We start from the raw sequence: 18,335 nt of genomic DNA, 5'->3' as shown, positions 1-18,335 counted from the left end.
CAATAACCCGCGCTTGCGCCCTTGCTGGACCGGGAAAATCAGTCTGGGCCCTGTTTTTTCGCACAGCTTTTATGTCGCAAAATTATTCCGAACAGCAGCAAAAACACAACAAAAGAGGCCAGGCCAGCCAGCCCCAGATTTGCACTCAAGCCATAGGCGTCCACAAACTGCCCACCCAGCCAGGAGCCAAGCGCTATGCCGATATTGAAGACAGCCACGTACAACGCAGTGGCGACCTCAACAGCATTGGCTGCAGCCTTCATCATCCAGCTCATCAGCCCAACCGACACCCCGCCATAGGCCAGGCCCCAAAGCAGCAAAATCACACCTCCACCCAGCGGTGAACCACCCACTGTCAAGAAAAGCAAAGCAGTGATGCTTATACCCAACGCTATCGCCATCAAGCTGGCTTCAGTGCGTTGCGCCGCCGAAATCCCGATCAGGAAATTGCCCACAATCCCGGCCACACCATAAGCGAACAACAAGCCCCCTATCCATTCAGAGCCTATGCCGGAAACAGACAGCAAAAGAGGACGCACAAAGGTAAACGCGCTGAAATGCCCCGCAACCAGCATCAAGGTCAGCAGCAAGCCAAACCATAACCGCCGATTGCCAAATTGCTCGACGAACTGACGCCATGTGGTCGAGCACGACACGAACAGAGGAGGAATCACGGCCAGATGGAAGATCAGCACCGAAGCGCTCAGTAGCGCCATGCCGCCAAAGGCCCAGCGCCACCCGAGCAGATCGCCCATCAAGGCGCCTAAGGGCACGCCCAATACAGAAGCCGCGGCGACCCCACCGAAGATGATCGAGGTTGCCAACCCCACAGACTGAGCCGGAACCAGACGAGAGGCCAACCCCCCCGCAATGGCCCAGATCCCTCCCATGCAAAAGCCGACCAGTACACGGGCAGCCAGCATCCAGACAATGCTGGGAGCCAGGGCAGACGCAATATTGGCCACCACCAACAAGGCCAGCAAACCGCACAGGATGCGTCGCCTATCCACGCCACCAGAAACCAACACCACCAGCGGCGCAAACAAAGCGGCCAATAAGGCAGGTAAGGAAATCAACAAACCAGCCGTCCCCGTAGAGGTCTGCAAGCTGTCTGCAATGGAGGTCAACAAACCTACGGGCAACATTTCTGTGGTGACCACTGAAAAGGTGGCCAAGCCAACAGCGCCAACCGCCAACCAGGACTGCCGCTTGCCGGGCTGCCCGGCCATGGATAGAGAAGGGGTATTCATCGCTAAATACTCAAGAAAAGAAGGCTAAACAGCGCAGGAGCGAGCCACTGCAGGCCTGCGCAGACGTTGATGACTGAACAAGGCAAGCAAGACGATCACGACAGCGGCATAGAGCGCGACCATAAAACCAGAACTAGCTCCGCCCTGATCCACCATCTGTCCCGAAGCGGCAGCCCCCATGGCCACACCAATATTCAGACCAGCCAGCAACCAGGTCATGCCCTCGGTTAATTGCTGCTCCGGCACCACACGCTCAACCAGCGACATGGCAACAATCATGGTGGGAGCGAAAAACAGACCAGCCAGCAAGACCGCCCCTGCCAACTGAGCCACGCTGGCCACCAGCCATAAAGGCAAGGTCGTGGCAGCGGTAGCCAAACCACCTACTAAAAGCAGACGATGCAAAGGAATATTCAGCTTCAAACCACCAAACACCAGACCCGCCACGCAAGAACCCAAGGCGTAAGCCGATAGCACCAGACTGGCCGCCCCCGGCTGCCCCATCTGCTCGGCAAAAGCCACGCTGACAATATCCACGGTGCCCACGATCACCCCCATGGCGACCATCAACAGGGCCAATAGACGCACACTATTCAGACGCAGGACCGAAGGGCGACTGCCCTGCTCCTGCACCTGAATTGGTGGCTCAGTCCCCTTTTGCAGCAGCAGAGCCAACACACCCGCAATCAGCAGTACCGCAGCAGCCAGCACACCGGCTTGCGGAAACACCAGAACAGCCAAGCCCACCGACAAAGGCGGCCCGGCAATAAAGGTGACCTCATCCAGCACGGTTTCCAACGAATAAGCCGTTTGCAAGCGATCCTGGCCGCGATAAATCGCCGTCCAGCGCGCACGCACCATGGCCGACATGCTGGGCATGAAACCGGCCAGCACCGCGCCTGCAAACAAGATCCAATCAGGCGCTTGCCACCAGCTCGCCCCCAACAAGAGCAGCAGGCCCAGCACACTGATGGCTGTTGCCAGCGGCAGGACACGACTTTGCCCACGCTGGTCCACCCAACGGGATACCTGCGGCGACACCAGCGCATAGGTCAGGACAAAAGTGGCGGACACCGCCCCCGCCAAGGCATAGCTGCCCCGCAATTGCGACAGCATGGTGATGATTCCTATCCCTATCATGGGCAGCGGAATCCGGGCCAGCAGCCCGGACAGGGCAAAACCCCGTGTGCCGGGCGCGGCAAAAAGTTCTCGATAAGGCTGAGCCATTACATTCTCCGTGAACGCCCGCTTGCCACGACACGGTGATGCGTCGACAATACATACAAGGCGTATGTTTAAAATGATATATACATACGCCACGCATGTAAATATACATTCAGTTCGTATGTAAGGAGAAACTATGGCACGCCGTACCCGCGCCGAGATGGAAGAAACCCGCGCCACCCTGCTGGCCACCGCCCGCACTTTCTTTGCAGAGCGTGGTTATGCCGACACATCCATGGACGAATTGACGGCCCAAGCAGGTCTGACACGCGGCGCGCTCTACCATCACTTCGGCGACAAAAAAGGTTTGCTGGCGGCGGTGGTCGATCAGATCGATGCAGAAATGGATGAACGCCTGCAGGCTATTTCAAACAATGCCGAGGATGCCTGGGACGGGTTTGTACGCCGCTGCCATGCCTATCTGGAAATGGCACTGGAGCCGGAAATGCAGCGCATTGTCTTGTGTGATGCCAAAGCCGTACTGGGTGGCGCCTCACCCGAATCACATCAATATTGTGTCGGTTCCATGGAAGGCCTGATTCAGGCACTGATGGATCAAGGCCGGATTGAACAGGCCGATCCCCACGCCCTGGCTTCCCTGATTTACGGCAGTCTGGCTGAAGCCGCATTCTGGATTGCCCAGGGAGAGGATGGCGATGCCCGCTTGGTGAAGGGGCTGGCAGCACTGGATTTGTTGCTGCGCGGCTTGCTGATCAAGTCCTGAACGGGTGATGCTCAAAGCAGCCAGAGTCCCGGCAAAGAGCAGGCCTGGGAGTATCTGCTTCTAGCGACAGGCAGATCAACAAATCGAATTCTGTTTTACGCGACTTCTTGAGCGGCGAGAAATATACGGTCCTGGTTTTTGCGGCGATGATGAGCCGTCCCAAAAGCCGAAACGTCCTGGCAAGCAAGTAAAGGCCACATAAACGCCAGCCATAAAAAAAACCCGCATTGAATGTTGTGCTGACACTGCTTTTACAAGCAGACCAGAAACACTCATGCGGGTTTTTTATCGACAAAGCCGGGAAGCCCAAGCTTCCCGCTGCACGTCTTACACAGCGACCAAAGAGATCTCTGCAATACGCTTGCGCCACTCGGCCGGGCCAGTGTTGTGCACAGACACACCTTGCGAATCCACGGCCACGGTTACTGGCATATCCTGAACCTCGAATTCGTAAATGGCTTCCATGCCCAGGTCTTCAAAAGCCACCACTTTCGCATTGCGAATGGCCTTGGATACCAGGTACGCAGAACCACCCACGGCCATCAGGTAAGCCGACTTGTGGGCACGGATGGCTTCAATCGCGGTTGGGCCACGCTCGGCCTTGCCGATCATGGAGATCAGGCCGGTTTTGGCCAGCATCATCTCGGTGAACTTGTCCATGCGAGTGGCGGTGGTTGGGCCTGCTGGACCCACGGCTTCGTCACGCACAGGATCAACCGGGCCCACGTAGTAAATCACACGGTTGGTGAAGTCCACTGGCAGGGACTCGCCCTTTTCCAGCATGTCCTGAATACGCTTGTGAGCGGCGTCACGGCCCGTCAACATCTTGCCCGACAGTAGCAAGGTCTGACCTGGCGTCCAGGAAGCCACTTCTTCAGGGGTCAGCTCATCCAGATTCACCTGGCGGGACTTGTTGTAGTCCGGTGCCCAGTGAATGTCAGGCCAGGCCGACAGCGGTGGAGGTGCCAGCTCGGCTGGGCCATTGCCATCCAGCGAGAAATGCACGTGGCGGGTTGCCGCACAGTTGGGGATCATGGCCACAGGCTTGGAAGCGGCGTGGGTCGGGAAGGTGTTGATCTTCACATCCAGCACAGTCGTCAAACCACCCAGACCTTGAGCGCCAATACCCAGGGCATTGACCTTCTCGTAGAGCTCGATACGCAGCTCTTCCAGCTTGCTTTGCGGGCCGCGTTGCAGCAGCTCGTACATATCGATGTCTTCCATCAGGGCTTCTTTGGCCATCAGCATGGCTTTTTCGGCTGTGCCGCCAACGCCAATACCCAGCATGCCCGGAGGACACCAGCCAGCGCCCATCGTAGGAACGGTCTTGAGTACCCAATCAACCAGAGAATCGCTGGGGTTGAGCATCACGAACTTGCTCTTGTTTTCTGAACCACCACCCTTGGCTGCCACTTGAATGTCGACCTGATCCCCAGCGATCAGTTCGACATTCACAATACAGGGCGTGTTGTCGCGCGTGTTCTTGCGCGTGAACAAGGGGTCGTTCAGGATGGAGGCCCGCAGCGGGTTATCCGGATTCAGATAACCGCGACGTACCCCCTCGTCACAGAGCTCCTGCAAGGAGCGCTTGGTATCAAAGCGCACACCCATGCCCACTTTCAGGAATACGTTCACCACCCCGGTGTCCTGACAGATGGGGCGGTGGCCCTCGGCACACATGCGCGAGTTGGTCAGGATCTGGGCGATGGCATCTTTGGCCGCCGGGTTCTGTTCGCGCTCGTAGGCGCGGGCCAGATGCTCCAGATAGTCGGTGGGATGGTAGTAACTGATGAACTGCACCGCATCAGCGATGGACTGAATCAGATCGTCTTCTTTGATCGTGGTCATGGTGGCGTCTATATAAAAAACGGAATGAACAAGGGGAAACTATTTGCCCTGCCAGACAGGCTCGCGCTTTTCAGCGAAGGCCGTCGCGCCTTCCTTGGCGTCTGCAGAGGTGAAGATGGCAGCGATACGAGGGCGTTGCAGATCAAACAGATCCGACTGACGCCAGTCGCGCGACTGGGAAATAATGCTCTTGGCAGTTTGCACAGCCAAAGGACCATTGGCAGCAATCTGCTCGGCCAGTGCCAGGGCCTGCTCAGTGGCTTTGCCTGGCTCGGCCAGACGGCTGACCAACCCAAGTTCTGCCATACGGGCCGCGGGGTACATCCCGCCGGTCAACACCATTTCCATGGCCATATGGTAAGGAACGCGGCTTGGCAAACGCACCATGCCGCCCGATCCAGGAACGATGCCGCGTTTCACTTCAGGCAGACCAAAGTTGGCGCTGTCGGCCGCAACAATCAGGTCGCAGGACAAGGCAATTTCAAAACCACCGGCCAGACAGTAGCCTTCCACAGCGGCAATCAATGGCTTGGCAGGCGGGCGCTCGCAAATACCGGCAAAGCCGCGGTCGCCTACATAAGGGCGCTGCCCCGTCTTGGCAAAGGCTTTCAGATCCATACCGGCGCAGAACGTATTGTTAGCGCCGGTCAGCACGCCTACGGCAATGCTGGGGTCGGCATCAAACTCATCCAGAGCCTGAGCCAGCGCCTGCGCCGTTTCCAGGTTGATGGCATTGCGTGCCTCGGGACGGTTCAAGGTAATCAACAACACCTTGCCGATACGTTCAAGCGTGACAAGTTCACTCATGGACCTAGCCTCCTATAGACTGCTGCCCGGGATTGTGTTTCAAGATCGGGTCAGCAAATAAGCCGTATTTGGACAAACGCATATGATACGTCTAAAAACAACTTGACCGCCCGGTACACAGCGGCCTTGCCCATGGCCCGGACGGCCAAAATAGCCCATTGCGGGCGCTTTTCTGCTGCAAGGGCGCAGTTCACGCTAAAATAGAAAAATTTTGCAGCTTCTCGCTTTACTGGCCATTGCTCATGCTCACCTTTCAGCAAATCATACTTACGCTCCAGCAATACTGGGACAAGCACGGATGCGCTCTGCTTCAGCCCTACGACATGGAAGTCGGTGCCGGAACCTCTCATACGGCAACCTTTTTACGGGCTATTGGTCCCGAACCCTGGCGCGCTGCCTATGTGCAACCTTCGCGCCGCCCCAAAGACGGGCGCTACGGGGACAACCCCAACCGCCTGCAACACTATTACCAGTTTCAGGTCGTGCTCAAGCCCGCACCTGAAAACATTCTGGATCTGTATATCGGCTCGCTGGAAGCCTTGGGCATCAATCCCAAGGCGCACGACATCCGTTTTGTTGAAGACGACTGGGAAAACCCGACACTGGGCGCCTGGGGTCTGGGCTGGGAAGTCTGGCTCAACGGGATGGAAGTCACCCAGTTCACCTACTTCCAGCAAGTAGGCGGCCTGGATTGCACGCCGACCACGGGCGAAATCACCTATGGTCTGGAACGTCTGGCCATGTACTTGCAAGGCGTGGAAAGCGTCTACGATCTGGTCTGGACCGAAGGTCACAACGGCCAGCGCATTTACTACCGCGACGTGTTCCACCAGAACGAAGTCGAGCAATCCACCTACAATTTCGAGCACGCCAGCACCGATGTGCTGTTTGCGCATTTCAACGACTACGAAGCCGAAGCCAAGCGCATCATTGACGTGCCGCTGGCCCTGCCCGCTTACGAGCAAACGCTGAAAGCGGCCCATACCTTCAATATGCTCGATGCACGCGGCGCCATCAGTGTGACTGAGCGCGCTGCCTATATTGGCCGTATCCGCAATCTGTCCCGCGCTGTCGCACAGGCTTACTACGACTCCCGCGAACGCCTAGGTTTCCCCATGCTGAGCAACACATCCTCGGAGGCCAAGTAATGAACGCCTCCACGACACAGCCTTTGCTGATTGAACTGTTCACCGAAGAACTGCCCCCCAAAGCGCTGCAACAGCTAGGTCAGGCCTTTAGTGAAGGTCTGCAAAAAGTATTGGGCGAGCAAGCCCTGCTGGCACCGAACTGTGAAGTGCGTGCCTACGCCACGCCACGCCGCTTGGCTGCCTGGTTCAGCGCGGCTTACCAGCAAGCTGAAGACCAGCCTTACACCGAAAAACTGATGCCCGCCCATATTGGCCTGGATGCCAACGGCGAGATCGCCCCGGCTCTGGCCAAACGCCTGGCTGCCAAAGGTCTGGAACATCTGAAAGCCAGCGACCTGCTGCGCGAATCCGATGGCAAGCAGGATTACCTGTACGCTAGCGGCATAGCCACCGGCGCGGCGCTGAAAGACGGCCTGCAAGAAGCCCTGGAATGGTCCATTACCCACCTGCCCATCCCTAAAGTGATGCGCTACCAGTTGGCCGATGGTGTCAGCAGCGTGCGCTTTGTGCGCCCTGCCCATGGTCTGGTCGCCCTGTGGGGTTCGGACATCGTTCCCGTCAGCGCCCTGGGTCTGCAAGCCGGTCGTCAAACACACGGCCACCGCTTCATGTGCGATGCCCCCTTCGACATCCGTGATGCCGATAGCTGGGCCACCCAAGTCCAGGAACAAGGCTGGGTCGTTCCGTCCTTCGAGACACGCCGCGAACAGATTCGCACCGACCTGGAAGCTGAAGCCAAACGCCTGAACTCCACCTTGGGCGACGATCCCGAAGTGGAAGCGTTGCTGAACGAAGTCACCGCTCTGGTCGAATACCCCACCGTGTACGTGGGCCAGTTCGACGAGCAATTCCTGCAAGTGCCTTCCGAGTGCCTGATTCTGACCATGCGTCTGAATCAAAAGTATTTCCCACTGTTTGACCCCGCCACCCAAAAACTGACCAATCGCTTTTTGATCGTCAGCAATATGAAGGTGGACGATCCCAGCAACATCATTGAAGGTAACGAGCGCGTGGTTCGCCCCCGTCTGGCGGACGCCCAGTTCTTCTTTGAAACTGATCGCAAACAGACTCTGGCCGAGCGTGTTCCTACACTGGCTGGCAGCGTGTACCACAACAAGCTGGGTTCGCAACTGGACCGTATCGAACGCTTGCAGTCCGTCGCTGGCTACATCGCCAAGCAGTTGGGTGCCAATCAAGAGCACGCCCGTCGTGCCGCGCTTCTGGCCAAGGCGGACTTGAACTCCAATATGGTGGGCGAATTCCCCGAACTGCAAGGTGTGATGGGTGCTTACTACGCCCAAGGCGATGGCGAGCCCGAGGACATCGTGCTGGCGATTCGTGAGCAATACCGTCACCGTCTGGACCAGCCAGTCACAGAAGCCAGCCTGACCCAGGCCATTCTGTTCCTGGCCGAGCGCGCCGAGGTTCTGGTCGGTATCTGGGGCATTGGTCTGGCTCCTACAGGTGAACGCGACCCCTACGCCCTGCGCCGCGCGGCTCTGGGCCTGATCAGCGCCTACGAACAGCTACAAGCCGGTGCCCAGTTGAAGGCCAATAGCCTGAATCTGGATACGCTGCTGAACACCACGGCATCCTTCTTCAAGGACGGTGCCCTGGCTGCTGACACGGTAGACGCGGTTCAAACCTTCATTTACGAACGCTACCGTAACCAGCTCAGCAACGATTACGAGCGCAGCGTGGTGGATGCCGTGCTGGCCCTGCGCCCACCGCTGGAACAGGTTCACGCCCGTATCCAAGCTTGCGCCTCCTTCGCCCAACGCCCTGAAGCCGAGAGTCTGGCTGCCGCCAACAAGCGTGTCAGCAATCTGCTCAAGAAAGCCGAAGGTGAACTGGCCACGCTGGACGACAAACTGCTGGTCGAACCTGCCGAGCGCGAGCTGGCTGCCAAGATTGAGCAATTGCAGCCTGTTGCTCAGGCCCAATTTGAAGCCGGCGAGTTTGACGCGTCCCTGGCCACCCTGGCTCAGGCCCGTGGTGCTGTGGATACCTTCTTCCAGGACGTCATGGTCATGGCAGAAGATCCAGCCGTCCGTGCCAACCGTCTGGCCTTGCTGGCCAAGCTGCACGCACTGATGAACCAGGTTGCTGATCTTTCCAGGCTAGCTAACTAGTGAAACTTGCCATCATTGATCGGGACGGTGTCATCAACCATGACAGCGATGCCTTTATCAAAAGCCCACAAGAGTGGGAAGCCATTCCAGGCAGTCTGGAGGCCTTGGCACGCCTGACCGAAAACGGCTGGAAGGTGGTCATTGCCACCAACCAGTCTGGTCTGGCACGTGGTTTGTTTTCCATGACCACGCTAAACGCTATCCATGCCAAGATGCGCCGCGAACTGGCCTTGCTGGGTGGTTTTATCGACGCCATCTTTATTTGCCCGCACGGCCCTGATGATGGCTGCACCTGTCGCAAACCAGCCCCTGGCATGTTTCACGATATCGCACACCGCTATGAAGTGAACCTGAAAACCGTACCCTCGGTGGGCGATTCCTTGCGCGATCTGCAGGCGGCCAGCCAAGCCGGTTGTGCTCCCTGGTTGGTTCAGACTGGCAAAGGCATGCGTACTCTAGAGAAAGGCGGCTTGCCCGACGGCACGCGCGTCGAGGCCGATCTGGCCGCTGTTGTCGACAAATGGCTCCACGGAAACTGATATGGGCATTATCCGCGCTTCACTCTATCAACTCTTTTTGTTGATTACCGTCATCCCCTATGCCTTTGTGAGCCTGCTGATGGCACCGCTGCCACTGGATATACGCTACCGCGTAACCACCGGCTGGCCACGTCTGGCGGTCTGGGGGGCCCGCACGATTTTGGGCATACGCTGGCAGACCAAGGGCTGGGAAAACCTGCCCGATGGCAAGGCCATCATCCTGTCCAAGCACCAGTCAGCCTGGGAAACATTGTTCTTTCCGTCCTACATGCCGCGACAGGTGTGTTTTGTTTACAAGCGCGAGCTACACAAAGTCCCCTTCTTCGGTTGGGGATTGGCCTTGTTGCGCATGATCCCGATTGATCGCGCCAAAGGCCGGGATGCCTTTGAACAAGTCATCAAGGTCGGGCAGCAGCGCATTGACGAGGGCCGCTGGCCTCTCTTGTTCCCGGAAGGGACTCGCACCGCCCCTGGCACAACAGGCCGCTACAAAATGGGGGGAGCCTTGCTGGCCACCCGTACCGGCACACCGGTCATCCCCGTCGCCCACAATGCGGGCGAATGCTGGCGTCGCAATGCCTTTATCAAGACGCCGGGCTTGGTTACTATCTCTTTTGGGCCTCCCATTGATCCCACCGGGCTGAGCCCTGAAGAAGTCAACCAACGCGTACAGACATGGATTGAAACCGAAATGCGCGTCTTGAACCCGGAACGCTATGACGGTCCCCCCGCAACTGGCTCTGTTTCCTGACACGGCCTTTCCCCACCCGGCGCAGCGGCAAGAAAAGCCGCCCGCTGGTTCTGCTTTGCCGCCCAACCAGGTCTTGACCATCCGGCCTGACACCTTGCCCGAAGGCGTTCAGTGGCAACAAGTCGAACTGGATGGCCACACCATTGGCTATCAACTCAAACGCTCTCGACGTCGCACCCTGGGTCTAACCATTAACGACAGTGGCCTGACCGTTGCCATGCCTTCCTGGGTAAAGCTCAGCCAGGCCGAACAAGTCCTGCACAGCAAAAGCGCCTGGATACTGCGCAAGCTGCGCGAATACCAACAGCGTCGCGAACAATTGGCCTTGCAAAGCCTGCAATGGGTTGATGGCGATATCCTGCCCTTTATGGGCGTACCCATTCGCCTTAGCCTGAACCCACAGATTCAACAAGTTCAGTTTGAAGGCCTGATCAGCCAAGCCCAACACGGCCAGCGCTTGTCCCTGCCCTTACCCGTCGATGCCGAGGCCCAGCGCGTTCAGGAGCTGACCCAAGCCTGGCTGCAAAAACAGGCCCGGCTCTGGTTTGAGCAGCGTCTGGCGCATTATCTGGAATTGTCAGGCCTGAGCGCCAGAAAACTGCGCCTGGCCGCCCCCGCCAAACGCTGGGGATCCTGCAACAGTGACGGCACGATCATGCTGAACTGGCGCCTGATACACTTTCACCCATCCATCATTGATTACGTCGTCGCTCACGAGGTCGCGCATCTGCAAGAGATGAATCACGGCCCACGTTTCTGGGCTTTAGTCGAATCGCTCTACCCTGATTTTGTCAATGCGCGCAATCAGTTACGACAATATGATCCAGTCACCCTGCCCCTGCTTTAGGGCCTGTTGACATTAAAAGGAGCCTCACATGAATATGCAAACACGCGCATGGCAAGGCGCGAAGCACAGCCGTAGCGGGACTACGGCGAGCATTCGCAACGCAGGCAGGCGCCCGTTTGCATATTCACCCTTTCGGGCTGGCCGGTATTCAGACAGCATACGTTGTTGCCCATGCCTTGCGTGGAACCACCACGCGGCGGCCTGTGCGCCTAGCCTGCTGCCTGAATACCGGCCAGTGTGGGGCCTCCTTTTAATGTCAACAGGCCCTAAGGCAGGCTGAACTCTAGGAGCTCTACCTTATGCGTATCCTGCACACCATGCTGCGTGTCGGCAATCTGGACCGTTCTTTGGCCTTTTACACCGAAGTACTGGGCATGAAATTGCTGCGCCAGTCCGACTACCCGGACGGCCGCTTCACCCTGGCTTTTGTGGGCTATCAGGACGAGTCCGAAGCCGCCGTACTGGAGCTGACCCACAACTGGGACACCCCCTCCTACGATCTGGGTAATGGCTATGGCCACATCGCCCTGGAAGTGCCTGATGCCTACAAGGCCTGTGAGGACATCAAGGCGCGCGGCGGCAAGGTCGTACGCGAGGCCGGTCCCATGAAGCACGGCACCACCGTGATTGCGTTTGTGGAAGACCCGGACGGCTACAAGATTGAACTGATCCAGGCCAAAGGGCGCGTGGATTAAAAAGCAGAACCGGCCGTAGCAGGCCGGTTTTTTTATGGCGCCCCTGGACACTCTACGACTGATGATTGCCTCCCTACGACTGCTTGTACTTACTACGCTCTAGGGCAGCCAGATACTACAGTCATCGTAAGGCCTTCTTCGCTCCACCTGCTGTTCACATTTGAAGACGGCTAATCCCCAGCGATCAAACTAGGTCCAAAACAAGGTTGATCGCTTCCCGATCAGGTGGTTTCAAGTTCAAAATCAGAGCCAAGCGACTCGAATCCTATTTTGCGACTATTTGTGCCAACACCCTTACATAGCGTAGCCGCTAAAACCCGCCTGGATTCTGCGACAATCTAGCTTGGCTTGTCCCTGCCCTGTTTACTGCCAACACTATGCTCAATACTCTTTGGCTGCTTTTCTTCCTGATCGCCGCCGTCAGCGGTTTTTACCAGTGGCTGGTCGGGGGCAATAGCGAAATTTTCGCGCAGATGGTGCGCAGCTTGTTCGATATGGCTGCCCTGTCCGTGCAACTGATGCTGCTGCTTTTTGGCACGCTCACCCTGTGGTTGGGTTTCTTGAAGATTGCCGAGAAAGCCGGGCTGATCGACACCTTGGCTCGCTGGCTGGGACCACTGTTCAGCCGCCTGATGCCTGGCGTGCCTGCAGGTCACCCCGCTTTGGGCTTGATCACCCTGAACTTCGCCGCCAATGGCCTGGGCCTGGACAATGCCGCCACGCCCATAGGTTTGCGGGCCATGAAGTCGCTGCAAACACTGAACCCGCATCCGGACACCGCCACCAACGCTCAGATCCTGTTTCTGGTGCTGAATGCCTCGTCACTGACGCTGATCCCCATCAGCATTTTCATGTACCGGGCTCAACAAGGCGCACCGGACCCCACGATGGTGTTTCTGCCCATTCTGCTGGCCACCACCGCCTCCTCGCTGGCCGGATTGCTTAGCGTGGCCCTGGTGCAGCGCCTGCGTCTGTTTGATCCGGTGCTGATGTTGTGGTTTGGGGTATTTGCGCTGATCCTGGGCTCTTTCATGGCCTTGCTAGCCACACTTAGCGCTGCGGCTATCCAATCGCTTTCTTCCTTGCTGGGTAACCTGACCCTGCTGTCCATTATCTGGCTGTTTCTGCTTATCGGATGGCGCCGCAAGGTGCCGCTCTATGAAACCTTTGTAGAAGGCGCCAAAGAGGGCTTTGGCGTCGCCAAGGACCTACTGCCTTATCTGGTTGCCATGTTGTGTGCAGTAGGCGTGCTGCGTAGCTCTGGCGCCCTGGATATCGTGCTGGACATGATCCGCTGGCTGGTCAACCTGATCGGGCTGGATACACGCTTTATTGATGCCCTGCCTACCGCCTTGGTCAAACCCTTCTCGGCCGGTGCCGCTCGTGCCTTGCTGATCGAAACCATGCAGCATCACGGTGTAGACAGCTTCCCCGCACTACTGGGCGCAACGGTGCAAGGCAGTACCGAAACCACGTTCTATGTGCTGGCCGTGTATTTTGGTGCGGTAGGCATACAACGTGCTCGCCACGCCGTTTCCTGCGCCTTGATTGCCGATCTGGCCGGCGTACTGGCCGCCATCGCCGTTTGTTATTGGTTCTTCGGCTAGGAGCCAAGGCTCAGCGTGAGAGTCAGAAGCATCGCCCCAGCAGACTCAGCCAAGAAGGATTGATTATCGCAGTAAGGTGTGGCCTTAACAGGGCCCACCATGAAAAACACCCCAAAACAGGATCAAGGTCCAATTTTTGGGGTGTCATTCATTAGGGAGTGTTGTGCATCTGGCGGCTTATAGAACGCCCTTATCCATCAGGTGATCGGCCAGCGCAATGTACTTTTCCAAGGACAAATCAGCAGGACGACTGGTCGGCGCAATTTCCAAGGCCTCCCAATCAATATGGGGTGTCCAGTCACCCAGACCACCGCGCAACATCTTGCGCTTTTGCGCGAACGCGCGGGCCACAACCTGGCTGAACACCTTTGCATCGCGGGCCTGGGCACGGTCAGCGGGCAAAGGCACCATGCGCACCACGGCGGACACCACTCGCGGCGGTGGGTTGAAAGCCTCGGGCGGCACTTCAAATAGCTTGGTCATGCGATAGCGTGCCTGCAACATCACCGACAATCGGCTGTAATCCGAGGAGCCGGGTTTGGCGACCATGCGGTCGATCACTTCCCGTTGCAGCATGAAATGCTGGTCCAGCACGGCATCGGCATAGTCCAGCAAATGAAACAGCAAAGGACTGGAAATGTTGTAAGGCAGGTTGCCCACAATACGCAGATTCGGGCCCAAGGCACCGAAATCCACGCTCAGGGCATCAGCCTCAATGATTTCCAGCTTGTTGGGCGAATAATGATGACGCAGGCGAGCCGCCAGATCGCGGTCAATCTCGACCACGCGCAAGCGCTCCAGCGCCTGCGTCAATGGTCGGGTCAGGGCCGACAGGCCCGGACCAATTTCCACCATATTATCGACAGGCCGAGGGCCAATCGCACGGATGATCTGGTCGATGATGGCCTCATCTTCCAGAAAGTTCTGTCCAAAGCGCTTGCGCGCCTGATGCTGGGCCATACCTGTCCTTAGCGACGGCGGGTGCTGGACTCGGGGTCCAAACGGTTATCAATGTAAGCACGGCCACGCAAGCTGTTCAGCCAGTCCTCAAAAGCAGGCTCGGCGCGCTGCTGGAACAGGGCCTGACGAGCCTGCATACGCTTGTACTCGTTTTCCATATTGCGGGTACGGCGCTCGATAACCTGGATCAAGTGCCAGCCAAACTGGGACTCGACCACGGCGGTATCGTTGCCAGGTTGCAACTTGTCCATGGCTTGCTCGAACGGAGGTACTGTCTCACCGGGCGAGAGCCAACCCAAATCACCACCTTGTGGCGCACTGCTGTCTTCCGAGTAACGCTTGGCCAGATCCTGGAAGGACTCACCGTTGCGTAAACGCACTTGCAATTGCTCAATACGTTGACGGGCCTGCTCGGAGGTCATGACCTTGGAGAGCTTGACCAGAATGTGGCGAGCATGCGTCTGAGTCACCATCATGGGACCCGATTGGGCCGATGTCGCACTGGCCACAGGCGAGGTATTGCTTGGCGCAGCGCCGCCACGCTCCAGCACCTTCAGAATGTGAAAACCTTGACCACTGCGGATCAGGTTGGAAACCTGGCCGGGAGCCAGGTTATGAACAGCTTGTGCGAACAAATCAGGCCAGTCGGACAGTGAACGGCTTCCCATCACACCGCCATTCAGGGCTTCCTGACCGTCCGAGTTGGACGCAGCCAAACCCGCAAAGTCTGCCCCCGAACGAGCTTGGGCCAACAGACCTTCAGCTTTGGTACGCAAACGGGCTTCTTCACTCGCGTTGGCGCCTTCAGGCACCCGCACAAGAATCTGCGCCAGGGCAACGGGCGCATTCTGGCTTTGTGCAGCGGACTGCCCCAAATTACCCAAACCCGCACCACCTTGAGAGCGCAGATAAATATCGATATCGGCATCCGTAATATTGATGCTGCTGTCGACCGCACGCATACGCAACTGATCCAGCAGAATTTCCTGCTTCAGATTGGCACGATACTGTTCCCAAGTAATGCCATTTTTTTCAATCTCGGCACGCAACTGGGCTTCAGTCATATTGTTGCGCGAGGAAATCATGCGTATGCCTTCATCCACCTGCTGAGGGCCGACAGAAATGCCCATGGCACGCGCTTCCTGCTGCTCCAGACGCTCGTTGATCAGACGTTGTAAAACCTGTTTACGCAAAACGTCTTGCTCAGGAGTCGGAATTTTTTGGCGTTTGAGCTGTTCCAGCACTTGAGCCGCTTCCAGATCAACTTGACGCAAGGTAATAACCTCGTCATTGACCACGGCAGCAATGCCGTCCACAAACTGGGAGGCGGCAGCCGGTGCTGCCTTGTTTGCAGCGGGCTTGGATTGCGCCTGAGCCATGTGAGCCGTACCCAGCCCCATGACGGCCATCAAAGCCAATGACAGGCTGCGGTTTTTCAAGCTGAAACGCATATTATTCATACCTCTCATGAATCATTTTTTCCTGTACGGGGTCCGAGATGGGTTCATAGCCGATCACGCGATCACGCAACATTTTGATAGGGTCGTTGCCAATGCCGCCCAAACCGGACAGCTCCAGCTGGAAGAACATGGCTTTATTGGTTTCCCTGGCCGAAACCGCATAGCGTTGCAGAACCACTCGCGCCGCCCAGCAGCAATCACCTTTGTACTCCAAGCCCAACACCGTCTGTGTACCACGGCTTTCCTGAATGGAGTAATCGTAACGCCCCACCGCATACAGCTTGTTGCTCAAGGGCCATTGGCCCGTCATGGAGACGTATTCCTTGCCACGATGATCTTCCTCGGTAGGCGTAAAAAAAGGATCCACAACCTGACGCGGGTCACGTTCATAACGATAGTTCACACCCAGTGTGGCCAGACGTTTGGGACGCCAACGAATACCGGAAGCCAGGCGGTTGCGGCGTTTTTCGTCAGGGTTAAATTGTGCATCGAAATTGACCGAGAACGTATTGGTCAAGGCGGCACTGGCACCGACCAGGTAGTCCGAACGGGTGCTGGTACGCGCCTTTTCATCGCCCAAGGTGACAGTTTGCTTATCAAAATACAAACGCTGAGCAGCCTGCAGAACCAGACGCTCGTAGCCGGTGTCGGCATCCAACCAACGGGAAGTCAAACCCACCGTCACCTGGTTCGCATTGGAAATACGGTCCCAACCACCCGAGAAGATGTTTTCGCTAAAGGCCTGGGCAAAGTTGAAACTGGCCAGACTGGTGTCGTACAAGGGCAGCGTAGACTGGTCGCGATAAGGCACATATAAATAGTACACACGCGGCTCTAGGGTCTGGATGGAGTCATTGCCAAACAAGGTGGTGTCGCGCTCGAAAGTCATGCCCGAATCCAGAGACAGAATGGGCAGCACGCGACTTTGCGTACGGGAGCGGTCTGCGAACCTGGCCATATTGGGGTCACCCACATACCAGTCCGTCTGGTATTGACTCATGTGCAAGCCCGCTTTCGGCGTGATATACCAGCCTGGGCGAACGACAGGGTAAGCCACCGTCGTATAGGACGAAAAACGCGTACCATCTGGAGCCAGACGGGTGCTGCGCATATTGTCGAACTCGCTCAGGTTACCGCTGTAAAACGGCAAGCGGAAACGGGTTGCGTAGTTATCGCTGACCACATCAAAGCCACCCCAGTTATAACGGGATGCTCCCAAATACCATTCAGGCAATTTGTCGTATTGTGGTTGGCGGTAACCGGTACTGGAGTCCTGTAAGGTCTGATAACGTGTCGCACTGACGTGGGAGCGGAAATATTTGGAACCGCCCCACCCCAGCGTCACTGTGCTGGCCAGATCCTGAATAGTCGAATCATTCAGGCCAAAACTGCTGAAGTCACGAAAGTAATCGTCATCCGACACCCGGCGAATATCGGCATTCAGATAAAAGCTGGCGGGCAGGCTCTGGCGATACTGCCCCATGAACAGCCAACGTTTGTAGCCCAGCTCGTTGTCATCAGGCAGGTAGTTACCCGTCAGCTCTCCGGAGAAGCTGTCACCCAGGTAACGGAATTCACCGCCCAGCATGACACCGCGCTTGCTCATGAGGCGCGGCGTCAGGGTAGCATCGTAATTCGGCGCCAGATTCAAATAATACGGCACGCTCAGGTCCAAACCACCGCGCGTAGTCATGCCGTAAGTAGGCAACAGAAAACCCGACTTGCGCTCTTTACGCAACGGGAAGGTCAAGTAGGGGGAGTACAACAGGGGGACACCCTTGAAATACAGGACGCCATTACGCGCCACCCCTTCATTTTCCTTGGAATACAGGTCTACTTTGGACGACTGGATATACCAGGACGGCTCAGGACATGGGCAACCCGAATAATTCACGTCAGACAAACGCATATGATTAGAGCTGAGAATGTCAGCCTGCGTCGCCGTTCCCCTGCCACCCGTTGCACCCAACCAGAACTCCGGCGATGACATGCGCCCGGTATCGGCATCCAGGTTGTAATCAAATTCCTGGCTGCGCACCAAAGCGCCGTCACGCATGATCAAGCCATTGCCACGGACTTGCACCTGGCCGGTTTTTTCCTGATAGTCGATCCGATCACCTTTGACCACAGAGTCAATGCGCCGAACCTGAGCACCGCCTTCCAGACGCAACGTACCGTCCTGTAGCGTTTTCATCTGATCGCCTATTAAATAGACAGCCATGTCCTCTTCCTGGAGTTTGCGCACTTGCAAACCGGGGGACGTCTTTAAAGACGGACGCACGGACGACTCAGCCTGGGCGACCCCCATGCCTGTCATCATCAACACGATATACCACGCCGCAA

General features: G+C 57.2%; 15 protein-coding genes. 8 read left to right on the top strand and 7 right to left on the bottom strand.

The window, feature by feature from the left end; genetic code table 11:
- Positions 1-38: 38 nt before the first annotated feature.
- Positions 39-1,250 carry an MFS transporter gene (locus AC6I6N_RS11430; protein WP_429646093.1) on the bottom strand — a complete coding sequence of 404 codons (1,212 nt, stop codon included), beginning with the start codon at positions 1,248-1,250 and terminating at the stop codon, positions 39-41.
- A gap of 24 nt (positions 1,251-1,274) precedes the next feature.
- Complete coding sequence (locus AC6I6N_RS11425; RefSeq protein ID WP_429646094.1) at positions 1,275-2,477, bottom strand: MFS transporter; 1,203 nt, start codon at positions 2,475-2,477, stop codon at positions 1,275-1,277.
- Between the two features lie 133 nt (positions 2,478-2,610).
- On the opposite strand from AC6I6N_RS11425, the gene AC6I6N_RS11420 reads away from it, so the two are divergent.
- Positions 2,611-3,198, top strand: coding sequence for a TetR/AcrR family transcriptional regulator (locus AC6I6N_RS11420; RefSeq protein WP_035271028.1), 588 nt, complete (start codon positions 2,611-2,613; stop codon positions 3,196-3,198).
- Between the two features lie 327 nt (positions 3,199-3,525).
- Here the strand turns inward: AC6I6N_RS11420 and AC6I6N_RS11415 are convergent, their stop codons facing one another.
- Together AC6I6N_RS11415 and AC6I6N_RS11410 are read right to left on the bottom strand one after the other, a co-directional pair.
- Complete coding sequence (locus tag AC6I6N_RS11415; RefSeq protein ID WP_042483647.1) at positions 3,526-5,046, bottom strand: fumarate hydratase; 1,521 nt, start codon at positions 5,044-5,046, stop codon at positions 3,526-3,528.
- A 39-nt stretch (positions 5,047-5,085) separates the two neighbouring features.
- Entirely contained in the window at positions 5,086-5,853 is a 768-nt protein-coding gene (locus tag AC6I6N_RS11410; RefSeq protein WP_094195784.1) for a crotonase/enoyl-CoA hydratase family protein, read from the bottom strand.
- Between the two features lie 242 nt (positions 5,854-6,095).
- On the opposite strand from AC6I6N_RS11410, the gene glyQ reads away from it, so the two are divergent.
- From glyQ to AC6I6N_RS11375, 7 genes are all read left to right on the top strand, one after another.
- Positions 6,096-7,001, top strand: a complete 906-nt coding sequence (gene glyQ, locus AC6I6N_RS11405) for a glycine--tRNA ligase subunit alpha (RefSeq protein WP_094195782.1) — start codon at positions 6,096-6,098, stop codon at positions 6,999-7,001.
- Complete coding sequence (glyS, locus tag AC6I6N_RS11400; RefSeq protein ID WP_108728020.1) at positions 7,001-9,133, top strand: glycine--tRNA ligase subunit beta; 2,133 nt, start codon at positions 7,001-7,003, stop codon at positions 9,131-9,133. Before glyQ ends, glyS begins: the two co-directional genes overlap by 1 nt.
- Positions 9,133-9,672: a D-glycero-beta-D-manno-heptose 1,7-bisphosphate 7-phosphatase gene (gene gmhB / locus AC6I6N_RS11395; RefSeq protein WP_094195780.1), complete on the top strand. Its 540-nt coding sequence runs from the start codon at positions 9,133-9,135 to the stop codon at positions 9,670-9,672. Before glyS ends, gmhB begins: the two co-directional genes overlap by 1 nt.
- A gap of 1 nt (position 9,673) precedes the next feature.
- Positions 9,674-10,423 (top strand): lysophospholipid acyltransferase family protein, encoded by a 750-nt coding sequence (locus AC6I6N_RS11390; protein ID WP_094195779.1) that lies wholly within the window; start codon positions 9,674-9,676, stop codon positions 10,421-10,423.
- A complete protein-coding gene (locus tag AC6I6N_RS11385; RefSeq protein WP_497943516.1) occupies positions 10,389-11,270 on the top strand; it encodes a M48 family metallopeptidase in 882 nt (293 codons plus the stop codon). The genes AC6I6N_RS11390 and AC6I6N_RS11385 overlap by 35 nt, the downstream gene beginning before the upstream one ends.
- Positions 11,271-11,569: 299 nt before the next feature.
- Positions 11,570-11,965, top strand: coding sequence for a lactoylglutathione lyase (gene gloA / locus AC6I6N_RS11380; protein WP_003803488.1), 396 nt, complete (start codon positions 11,570-11,572; stop codon positions 11,963-11,965).
- 377 nt (positions 11,966-12,342) lie between these two features.
- A complete protein-coding gene (locus AC6I6N_RS11375; RefSeq protein WP_094195777.1) occupies positions 12,343-13,572 on the top strand; it encodes a nucleoside recognition domain-containing protein in 1,230 nt (409 codons plus the stop codon).
- 177 nt (positions 13,573-13,749) lie between these two features.
- Here the strand turns inward: AC6I6N_RS11375 and rsmA are convergent, their stop codons facing one another.
- Genes rsmA through AC6I6N_RS11360 form a run of 3 tightly spaced genes read right to left on the bottom strand, consistent with a single transcriptional unit; the run spans position 13,750 to position 18,312 of the window.
- Positions 13,750-14,532, bottom strand: a complete 783-nt coding sequence (rsmA, locus tag AC6I6N_RS11370; protein WP_094195776.1) for a 16S rRNA (adenine(1518)-N(6)/adenine(1519)-N(6))-dimethyltransferase RsmA — start codon at positions 14,530-14,532, stop codon at positions 13,750-13,752.
- 8 nt (positions 14,533-14,540) lie between these two features.
- Positions 14,541-15,992 (bottom strand): peptidylprolyl isomerase, encoded by a 1,452-nt coding sequence (locus tag AC6I6N_RS11365; protein ID WP_108728023.1) that lies wholly within the window; start codon positions 15,990-15,992, stop codon positions 14,541-14,543.
- Positions 15,985-18,312, bottom strand: a complete 2,328-nt coding sequence (locus AC6I6N_RS11360; RefSeq protein ID WP_230019186.1) for an LPS-assembly protein LptD — start codon at positions 18,310-18,312, stop codon at positions 15,985-15,987. The genes AC6I6N_RS11365 and AC6I6N_RS11360 overlap by 8 nt, the downstream gene beginning before the upstream one ends.
- Positions 18,313-18,335 lie beyond the last annotated feature (23 nt).

The organism is Alcaligenes sp. LTN-3 (assembly GCF_059735605.1).
Note: the sequence above shows the minus strand (reverse complement) of the source record. Positions and strands in the feature narration are given on the sequence as shown.

Excerpts from the sequence above, each read along its gene's own strand:
- AC6I6N_RS11430 (WP_429646093.1), bottom strand. The coding sequence starts at position 1,250 with ATGAATACCCCTTCTCTATCCATGGCCGGGCAGCCCGGCAAGCGGCAG.
- AC6I6N_RS11425 (WP_429646094.1), bottom strand. The coding sequence starts at position 2,477 with ATGGCTCAGCCTTATCGAGAACTTTTTGCCGCGCCCGGCACACGGGGT.
- AC6I6N_RS11420 (WP_035271028.1), top strand. The coding sequence starts at position 2,611 with ATGGCACGCCGTACCCGCGCCGAGATGGAAGAAACCCGCGCCACCCTG.
- AC6I6N_RS11415 (WP_042483647.1), bottom strand. The coding sequence starts at position 5,046 with ATGACCACGATCAAAGAAGACGATCTGATTCAGTCCATCGCTGATGCG.
- AC6I6N_RS11410 (WP_094195784.1), bottom strand. The coding sequence starts at position 5,853 with ATGAGTGAACTTGTCACGCTTGAACGTATCGGCAAGGTGTTGTTGATT.
- glyQ (WP_094195782.1), top strand. The coding sequence starts at position 6,096 with ATGCTCACCTTTCAGCAAATCATACTTACGCTCCAGCAATACTGGGAC.
- glyS (WP_108728020.1), top strand. The coding sequence starts at position 7,001 with ATGAACGCCTCCACGACACAGCCTTTGCTGATTGAACTGTTCACCGAA.
- AC6I6N_RS11390 (WP_094195779.1), top strand. The coding sequence starts at position 9,674 with ATGGGCATTATCCGCGCTTCACTCTATCAACTCTTTTTGTTGATTACC.
- AC6I6N_RS11385 (WP_497943516.1), top strand. The coding sequence starts at position 10,389 with ATGACGGTCCCCCCGCAACTGGCTCTGTTTCCTGACACGGCCTTTCCC.
- gloA (WP_003803488.1), top strand. The coding sequence starts at position 11,570 with ATGCGTATCCTGCACACCATGCTGCGTGTCGGCAATCTGGACCGTTCT.
- AC6I6N_RS11375 (WP_094195777.1), top strand. The coding sequence starts at position 12,343 with ATGCTCAATACTCTTTGGCTGCTTTTCTTCCTGATCGCCGCCGTCAGC.
- rsmA (WP_094195776.1), bottom strand. The coding sequence starts at position 14,532 with ATGGCCCAGCATCAGGCGCGCAAGCGCTTTGGACAGAACTTTCTGGAA.
- AC6I6N_RS11365 (WP_108728023.1), bottom strand. The coding sequence starts at position 15,992 with ATGAATAATATGCGTTTCAGCTTGAAAAACCGCAGCCTGTCATTGGCT.
- AC6I6N_RS11360 (WP_230019186.1), bottom strand. The coding sequence starts at position 18,312 with ATGATGACAGGCATGGGGGTCGCCCAGGCTGAGTCGTCCGTGCGTCCG.